This is a genomic window from Flavobacterium shii, assembly GCF_025847235.1.
In the GTDB taxonomy this organism is placed as follows: Bacteria; Bacteroidota; Bacteroidia; order Flavobacteriales; family Flavobacteriaceae; genus Flavobacterium; species Flavobacterium shii.
This window is the reverse complement of record NZ_JAOZEW010000051.1, coordinates 1-1,352: the sequence shown is the minus strand read 5'-3', so window position 1 is coordinate 1,352 and position 1,352 is coordinate 1. Positions and strand designations below refer to the sequence as shown.

Here is a 1,352-nt window from a genome sequence, read left to right as displayed (position 1 = left end):
CAATGTCATTAAGTTAAGGTTTTATTATATTGCATCTTTCTGATTTTTAAGCACTACGGGTCTTATTCGTTTTTTATATTTACCTACTTTGCGTTTGTTGTTACGATTTAAACGAATTGGAATAGTATTCTGCAGAAATAGATTTTCTAACTCCTTAACTATTTCTTCTAAAGGAGCTTCTTTACAAAGCAATTCTAGAATTCGGTTTTTTAAAAATCCATAAGATAAATTCGTGTTTATTTTATAATCTAGTTTCGTATTTCGATTCTTAAGGCATAATTCTTCTTCTAAATCATTTACAATGACCGATTGCAAATTGCTGATAAATACGGCACAGAAAAAATCCTGTTCAATACTCATTTTAGAATACCCCGTGAAATATTCCACTTTCAACTTGTTTTTTAGTTCGTCGTAAAAGGTTTCAATTCCCCATCTTAAAAAATATAATTCTTTGAAAATACTTGCTGGGTAAATTTGACTATCCAACAACGATGTCATCAAAATTTCAATTTCTCCTCCAGGTAAATCAACTCTAATTAAACGCACTTTTAAACTAGTATTTTTATCATAATTCTTTCCAGTGAAAACATGTCTCTCTTGTGGAAAAATATCAACAGTTAGAGTTTTCTTTTTACTTAATATAAATGAACTTACTACCTTACTATGATTTTTTTGTACTCTTATCACATAATCAATACCAGATTTAATGTGTTCATTTTTAAAGTCATAAGAAGGATATCCTCGGTCATAAATAATCAAATCGTTTTGTTTCCAATGTGGCTTATGTTTTAAGGCGAGCTCTCTTTCTCCTGTTTTTACATTTTCTAAAACCGAATTCAAGACCAAGCGATTTAATACATCATATAATACAGATGCCATCCCTTGTACTATTGATGTATCAGTCTGATTTTTTGATTCTCCGTAAAACAATTTTAATTCCTCAGTATAGGGTAAAGTTATCTTGGAACCATCAACGGCTAAAATCCTAAAACTGTTAAAGCGCTTAATATTTTGATTGCTTTTCAGATAATAATTATCTATGATAATTGAGGATAAATAATTAAAAACCTCTGGCTTTATTTTTTTCCTTTGTTGAACAAAAGCACTGGATGTAAAATTATCAACTCTCTGGAAATTTAATTTTGAATTCAAATGTTGCAGAAAATTATCAATCTCAATGACCATACTTTTCCTTAATAAATTCAACATAAAGAGTATTACTCGACAAAAAGGTTGCTTACGATTTCTGGTAAAATCTTGTTTTTTCATTCTATAATCTGAAATTATTTCTTTACTAAAAATCACATCTCTCAATTTTTCAATTATTAAAATTGAATTCTTCGACATATTTA

The 1,352-nt window shown here is 28.4% G+C and carries 1 protein-coding gene; it reads right to left on the bottom strand.

The features are described from left to right. Window positions 1–24: 24 nt before the first annotated feature. Window positions 25–1,352: IS4 family transposase (locus OIU83_RS23505; protein WP_264208704.1), on the bottom strand; the 1,328-nt coding region annotated here is incomplete at its 5' end.